Raw genomic sequence first — 7,279 nt, 5'->3', positions numbered from 1 at the left:
CCTCCGACCGCCTGGTTCGTAGCCAGGTACTCTATCCAGCTGAGCTAAGGGCGCACATTGTTACTTCTGTGTTTGCTTGCAAATTCAAACGAGCAAGAAATGGCGGTGAGGGAGGGATTCGAACCCTCGATGCGGCTACAAACCACATACTCCCTTAGCAGGGGAGCGCCTTCGGCCTCTCGGCCACCTCACCGTCTTGCGGAGGCACATATTACGTTTTACCGAAAATATGTCAAACACTTTATTGAAAAAAATTGGACAAAAACACTCAACCGTTTGCTATTTAATCAAAGCGCTTGCAAATTGAACTTATAAGCTTCAAATCGCGCTTTTTCCCTTAAAAATTAAGGTGAAAGATTGGCAATAATAAACAGCAGAAAACAATTATCTAATTTATCTCGCAATAAGTGTCACTGCTGTTTGCACCATACTACGGGATGATCTATTTCACCATAGGGTAAGTCAGTAAAACTTGAACTATGGCAAACAAATATCATCATGCTCAACAAGAGTTAACTCAGGCGGCGTAACTTTTCTATATCAAGCATTCAGCCCAACATCTAGAACTAAGCCAGTTATTGAATTAACCAATCACTAACTTGTGATTTTGCTCTCCCAAGATCAAAAAAGGCTAGCAACAATGCTAGCCTCTTCTCTACGCAAAAGTATTAGTAGTTGCCGGGTGCAACGTTACCATTACCTTTTTCAGCTTGAATGCGCATGTAGATCTCTTCACGGTGAACAGATACTTCTTTAGGTGCGTTAACACCAATACGTACTTGGTTACCTTTAACGCCTAGTACAGTAACTGTTACTTCGTCACCAATCATCAGTGTTTCGCCAACGCGGCGAGTCAAAATTAGCATTCTTTGCTCCTTGAGTAATCTCTAAATTTATCTAGCTACGCGAGCATTATCCAACAAAAGTTATATTTTCGTAAACTATCGATTGAGTTTATTTAACCAAAATGCACTTCTTTTTTAGGATAACCCTGTGTTTCACGCGCTACGATGTATGCATTGTGTAATATGTTAGCAGCCATATCGACTTGCGTTGGTGATATCACCAAAGTTAAAGACTGCTGTTGCAATAAGTGATGCTGTACATCAATTTCGCCTTCAGACAACAATCCATGTGAACTGACCACAATTTCTTGTGTTCGGCTTCCTACCACAGTTAACAAACTAACCTGTTCACTATTACGGATTTTCTCGTCAAAAACTAGTTTTAATTTAGCACTTATGTCCGGTTTGATAATGAGTGCTGCCCGTTCTGCTTCCTCGATCACACTACAGACTTCAATCCCTAATAAATGGCAATGCGACATGAGAGACGGTAAATCTTGATTCAAACACTCGACGCGAACCATATCTCTTTGAATGGCTATCCCAGCAATATCATTCAAACAGTCATTACCCGCGATAAGAGTTCCCTCGCCTTCTTCAAAGCTCGAAAGCACTCTCAATGGTACATTGTGTCGCCACGCATGTTGAACACATGGAAGGTGTAAAACCTTAGCGCCTCTGCGAGCCATTTCTTCCATAGAGGGAAAGTCTAAGGTATCTAATTTCTTAGATTGCTTAACCACTCTAGGGTCGCAGGAATATACGCCATCAACATCGGTATATATCTGACACTCTTTCGCTTGAAGGGCGCCTGCCAACGCAACGGCCGTGGTGTCTGAACCACCTCGCCCTAAGGTTGTGATATCACCTTTCGCATTAACGCCTTGAAAACCTGCAACAATGACAATCTGGTCATCATCTAACAGCGCTTTAATAGGAGCGGTATCAATACGCTCAATCGTCGCATTATTATGATTAGAATCGGTGTGTATTTTGGCTTGATAGCCAGTCATCGATGTCGCTTCATAACCCAACTTGTGCAACGTCATCGCCAACAAAGCCATGGAAACTTGTTCTCCGGCCGTTAACAGCACATCCAACTCTCTAGCGTTTGGTACGCTATCAACTTGTGAAGCTAAGTTAACTAACCGATTTGTTTCACCTGACATAGCAGAAACGACAACCAGGATCTGGTTCCCTTCATTTTTCGCTTCAATGATTTTTTCTGCTACATGATGGATTCGTTTAATTGAACCCACCGACGTTCCACCAAATTTCTGCACGATAAGAGGCATTTTCACCCGTCCTCACCTTCCCAAGACCAATGTCTATATATGACAAAAAAACACATACTCCGCGTCATGGCGAAGCAATAAAAAATTAACCAAGGAGTCTAACGTTACCATTAGCCTTCTTGGTTAATCTCAATCAAACCTTTTTCAGACGTTCTTCCAATGGGCTAAATAAAAGATGCCCAATCAGTTGATTGGGCATCTTTGTATCAATTACTTAAGCTTAAAGACGCTCTTCAAGCCAAATACGTACTGATTTAAGCGCTTCAGGTAGTGCTTCAACGTCAGTACCACCCGCTTGAGCCATATCTGGACGACCGCCGCCTTTACCGCCAACTTGCTCAGCAACCATCTTAACGAGGTCACCCGCTTTAACTTTGCCGATAAGGTCTTTAGTTACGCCAGCAATTAAGCCAACTTTACCGTCTGCTACGTTCGCAATCAGGATGATGCCGCTACCCACTTGGTTTTTAGCATTATCAACCATAGTACGTAGGTTCTTGTTGTCTGCACCTTCAATGGCAGCAACCAGTACCTTAATACCAGAGATCTCTTCTACTTTACCCATGATGTTTGCACCTTCAGCTGCAGCCATCTTTTCTTTAAGTAGTTGGATTTCTTTCTCTAGCGATTTCGCTTTCTTAGCTGATTCAGCAAGCTTCTCTTCGTAAGCGTTAGCCTGAGCTTCTACTGCATCTAGAGCTGCTTCACCCGTTACCGCTTCAATACGACGAATACCAGCAGCGATACCACCTTCTGAAATGATCTTGAATAGACCGATATCACCCGTGTTGCTTGCGTGGATACCACCACAAAGCTCAGTAGAGAAATCGCCCATAGACAGAACGCGAACTTCATCATCGTACTTCTCGCCAAACAGTGCCATCGCACCTTTTTCTTTCGCTGACTCGATGTCCATGATGTTCGTTTCAATCACATGATTCTTACGAACTTGTGCGTTAACTAGACGCTCTACTTCTTTAATCTGTGCTGGTGTTACCGCTTCAAGGTTAGAGAAGTCAAAACGTAGGTTGTCTGGCTTAACTAAAGAACCTTTCTGAGCAACGTGCTCACCTAGCACTTCGCGCAATGCTGAGTGAAGTAAGTGAGTTGCAGAGTGGTTTAGTGAGATAGCAGCACGGCGCTCAGCATCAACGCGCGCTTCTACTTTATCGCCTTGAGCAAATACGCCTTCAACTAGCTCACCGTGGTGTGCAAATGCATTACCTAGCTTTTGAGTATCTTGTACTTTGAATAGACCTGACGCTGTGCTTAGCGTACCCGCGTCACCACATTGGCCGCCTGACTCAGCGTAGAATGGTGTCTCTTCAAGGATGATGATTGCTTTGTCGCCAGCCGATAGTGAAGATACTTCTTCACCGTCAACGAATAACGCAGAAATTTCACCCGCACCTTCAGTGCCTGTGTAACCACAGAATTCAGTGTTCGTGTCTACTTTGATCGTTGCGTTGTAATCAGTACCGAACTGACCCGCTTCACGTGCACGCTTACGCTGTGCTTCCATCGCCTTCTCAAAGCCTTCTTCATCGATAGTAAAGTCACGTTCGCGAGCTACATCGTTAGTAAGGTCAGCTGGGAAGCCGTATGTATCGTAAAGTTTAAAGACTGTTTCACCGTCAAGCTCTTTACCTTCAAGTGCGTCTAATGCGTCGTTCAGGATAACCATGCCGCGCTCTAGCGTGCGACCAAAGTTCTCTTCTTCGATGCGAAGTACTTTTTCAACAAGCTCTTGCTGTTTCTTAAGCTCTTCAGCTGCAGAACCCATCACTTCAGCCAGTACACCCACAAGTTTGTGGAAGAACACGCCTTGTGCACCAATCTTGTTACCGTGACGCACTGCACGACGAATAATACGACGTAGAACGTAGCCACGACCTTCGTTTGAAGGCATTACGCCATCAGCGATTAGGAATGAACAAGAACGGATGTGGTCAGCGATAACGCGCAGCGATTGGTTCGATAGGTCGTCGTGACCGACTACTTCTGCTGTCGCTTTGATTAGCTTTTGGAATACATCAATTTCGTAGTTAGAGTGAACACCCTGCATGATTGCAGAGATACGCTCAATACCCATACCAGTATCTACAGCTGGCTTAGGTAGCGGTTCCATAGTGCCGTCAGCGTGACGGTTGAACTGCATGAATACGTTGTTCCAAATCTCGATGAAACGGTCACCATCTTCTTCAGGTGTACCAGGACGACCGCCCCAAATGTGCTCACCGTGATCGTAGAAGATTTCAGTACATGGACCACAAGGACCTGTGTCACCCATTGTCCAGAAGTTATCAGATTCAAACTTCTTGCCACCTTCTTTGTCACCGATGCGAACAATCTTGTCAGCTGGGATGCCCACTTTCTTGTTCCAGATTTCGAATGCTTCGTCATCTGTCTCGTAAACCGTGACTAACAGGCGATCTTTTGGCAGACCTAGTGTTTCAGTCAGGAATTCCCAAGCAAAGCCAATCGCTTCTTCTTTGAAGTAGTCGCCAAAGCTGAAGTTACCTAGCATTTCGAAGAACGTGTGGTGACGAGCCGTGAAACCTACGTTTTCAAGGTCATTGTGTTTACCACCCGCACGTACACAACGCTGAGCCGTAGTTGCTCGAGTGTAGGCACGTTTTTCGGCGCCTAAGAAGCAATCTTTGAATTGGTTCATACCTGCATTAGTAAATAGCAGGGTTGGATCGTTATGTGGAACTAACGATGAACTGTCTACGATTTGGTGTTCTTTGCTCTCAAAGAACTTAAGGAACGCGTTGCGAACCTCATCAGTGCTCATGTACATGCAGCTCTTCCTGAAAATAGTCGAGTTAGAATTTTGCCGTATTGTAGATCATGGTTAAGGCTTCGACTAGTTTTCTTGTAGAAAAGACACCCTTGGGCAGGATTTTAGTTGGAATTCGATAAAATGAAGAATATTCCACTAGTTCAAGCGAAGAAAAACAAAAAAACCTCGCACACTATATGCGAGGTTTATGCTGTTGAGACTCAATCGAAAACCAGTAAAACCGTTATCAATAGCCTGTATTATCTGTTAGTGCTTAGTGCGTAAGATAACCACTTCATTTTGGTCTAGATTAAATGTACCGCTGCCATTAGAAACAACCACTTGGTCAGTGCCTAATACACTGTCGTAAGTTCCATTTGCCAATCCTAAATTCACCGCGTTAACCGATGTACCTTGACCGAGGTTCATTGCAACCACAACTACGTCATCGCCTGCGTTACGTTCATATACCAATACATCATTGCTTATCCAACGCTCGATATAATCACCTTGCTGAACCGCATAGCTGTCCTTACGAAGCTTACTTAATGTTTTTATCATCTTGTAAGCATTGGTCGTTTTATCAAAGCTTGGCATCATTTCACGGTTGTATGGGTCATTACCTTGTTGGCCAAAACCATTGGTAGTGAAGTTAGCTGCGTAGTGCTCTGTTCCATAGTAAATACATGGAATGCCACGAGAGGTCATAATAAGCGCTAAACCCAGCTCCACTCTGTCTTGTGCAAATGCAACACTTTGACGACCACCCCACTTGTCTTTGCCTGCGCCAAAGTTCTTCGCGTCTGAGCGTAAAACGGTAGAGATACGTGACGCATCGTGGTTATCTAAGAACACCACTTGCCAATCACTGCTTGTGAATTTTTGGTCTCTCAGCTTCATGTAGTTATTAATGGCATACATGCCAGTTCCATTGTGTTGTAGCAAGGCGTTTTCGATGGTGTTTCTCAAACCAAAATCAAGCAATGCAGAGCCTGATGTATTGGCAAAATCGATAGAGGCAAAGTTTGATCCCGTTGCGTCAGCACCTGAATCCATCCACTCACCAAAGAAATAGAAATCTTTACCTTGGCTTTTCTTCGCGTACGCGTTTATTTGGCCAGTAAAATCTTGGATAAACTCTTTATCCATATGTTTCACCGCATCAATACGAATCGCATCCACCCCTAAGTCTACCCAGAATTTCGCGCCATCAATCAAGTACTGACGCGCTGGGCCATCTTTACGTTGGTCAAAATCGGTTAAGTTAAACAAGGTTTTATTACGAACTGCCCATGCGTCGTTCCATTCCCAATCTTTACCGTTTTCAGCGATCGCTCCATTATGATGGTAATACCCTGCATTATCATTTTTGTAGTCGGTAACTCGGACACCCTTTTTATAAAGTACACCGTACTCCCCTTCATCATCAGGGTTAGAGTGATTAGGCGCATAGTCCAGCACGAGTTTCATGCCGTAGCTATCCATTTTCGTCTTTAATGCTTTAAAATCGGCAACGGTACCCAGATGCTCGTCGACTTTAAAGAAGTCACGTCCCCAGTAGCCGTGGTAACCCGCTCCCCCCCGACTGTCAGGTACGTTAATATTATCAGCTGGAGGCGTTATCCAAATGGCCGTGATCCCCATATCATGCAAGTAATCTAGCTTTGCGGTTAAACCTTTTAAGTCACCACCAAAGTATTTTTTGAAATCCGATTTGTCTGCCGAATACATGTCGGCACCCGTCGATGTATTATTGGCTGAATCGCCATCATAGAAACGGTCAAGAAACACGAAATACATGGTTTCATCACGCATATCAAAGGGAAGTTTTTCATGGACCACCACTTTATTCGTGTCGTCATAGAAATTAATTTCGTAGGTTTTATTAGGGTCAACAGAGAAATTTGATAGAGGGTAGTTTTCAGACCAATCACCAAAGCGATCAACCTTAAAACTAGGAGAGTTCGTTCCATCACCGGTATTAAATTTTTTCACTATTTGCCAGTGGTTTGCTTTCACTTTAACCATAGATTCAGCTTGCCAGTTATTGGCTGTACCACGGAAATAGGCCTGGTTCCAATCTGCCATAGCAGGTAGGGAAGCCAGTAATGCTGATAGCACAATAAGCTTATTCTTCATGTGTCGTCCTTTATTCACGTTATGTTGGTGTAGGTTATTGTTTTATATTCTTGTCACGCGATTTAACTATCAGGTCGTGTTTCGTGAGCATGCTATATAGTCTCCCTCCCATACAACCATTACGGCCGCGTTAAATAATGTCAGAAGCGATGAAGTCAGCTGTACGAATAAAACCTTCCTTATATAAGTTCTGTTTAATTGAGGCGCGACAGTAT

4 protein-coding genes and 1 tRNA gene are annotated in these 7,279 nt (G+C 43.8%); all 5 read right to left on the bottom strand.

The features are described from left to right. Positions 1-100: 100 nt before the first annotated feature. Positions 101-193: transfer RNA gene (locus ACED28_RS18095), tRNA-Ser, on the bottom strand. A gap of 475 nt (positions 194-668) precedes the next feature. After that, the gene (gene csrA, locus ACED28_RS18090; protein ID WP_009847619.1) at positions 669-866 is read right to left on the bottom strand and encodes a carbon storage regulator CsrA; all 198 of its coding nucleotides are present in this window, start codon (positions 864-866) and stop codon (positions 669-671) included. Positions 867-958: 92 nt separating this feature from the next. Further along, positions 959-2,140 (bottom strand): aspartate kinase, encoded by a 1,182-nt coding sequence (locus ACED28_RS18085; protein WP_371710406.1) that lies wholly within the window; start codon positions 2,138-2,140, stop codon positions 959-961. A gap of 220 nt (positions 2,141-2,360) precedes the next feature. Beyond that, positions 2,361-4,943 carry an alanine--tRNA ligase gene (gene alaS / locus ACED28_RS18080; protein WP_371710405.1) on the bottom strand — a complete coding sequence of 861 codons (2,583 nt, stop codon included), beginning with the start codon at positions 4,941-4,943 and terminating at the stop codon, positions 2,361-2,363. A 249-nt stretch (positions 4,944-5,192) separates the two neighbouring features. Beyond that, on the bottom strand, positions 5,193-7,064 hold the full coding sequence (locus ACED28_RS18075; RefSeq protein WP_371710404.1) for an alpha-amylase family glycosyl hydrolase: 1,872 nt from the start codon (positions 7,062-7,064) through the stop codon (positions 5,193-5,195). Between the last annotated feature and the right edge of the window lie 215 nt (positions 7,065-7,279).

The organism is Vibrio sp. 1F253 (genome assembly GCF_041439295.1).
Lineage (GTDB): Bacteria > Pseudomonadota > Gammaproteobacteria > Enterobacterales > Vibrionaceae > Vibrio > Vibrio tasmaniensis_A.
The sequence above is the reverse complement of the archived record's forward strand: the minus strand, read 5'-3'. Positions and strand labels throughout refer to the sequence as shown.

Coding starts and splice junctions, on each gene's coding strand:
- csrA (WP_009847619.1), bottom strand. CDS start 866: ATGCTAATTTTGACTCGCCGCGTTGGCGAAACACTGATGATTGGTGAC.
- ACED28_RS18085 (WP_371710406.1), bottom strand. CDS start 2,140: ATGCCTCTTATCGTGCAGAAATTTGGTGGAACGTCGGTGGGTTCAATT.
- alaS (WP_371710405.1), bottom strand. CDS start 4,943: ATGTACATGAGCACTGATGAGGTTCGCAACGCGTTCCTTAAGTTCTTT.
- ACED28_RS18075 (WP_371710404.1), bottom strand. CDS start 7,064: ATGAAGAATAAGCTTATTGTGCTATCAGCATTACTGGCTTCCCTACCT.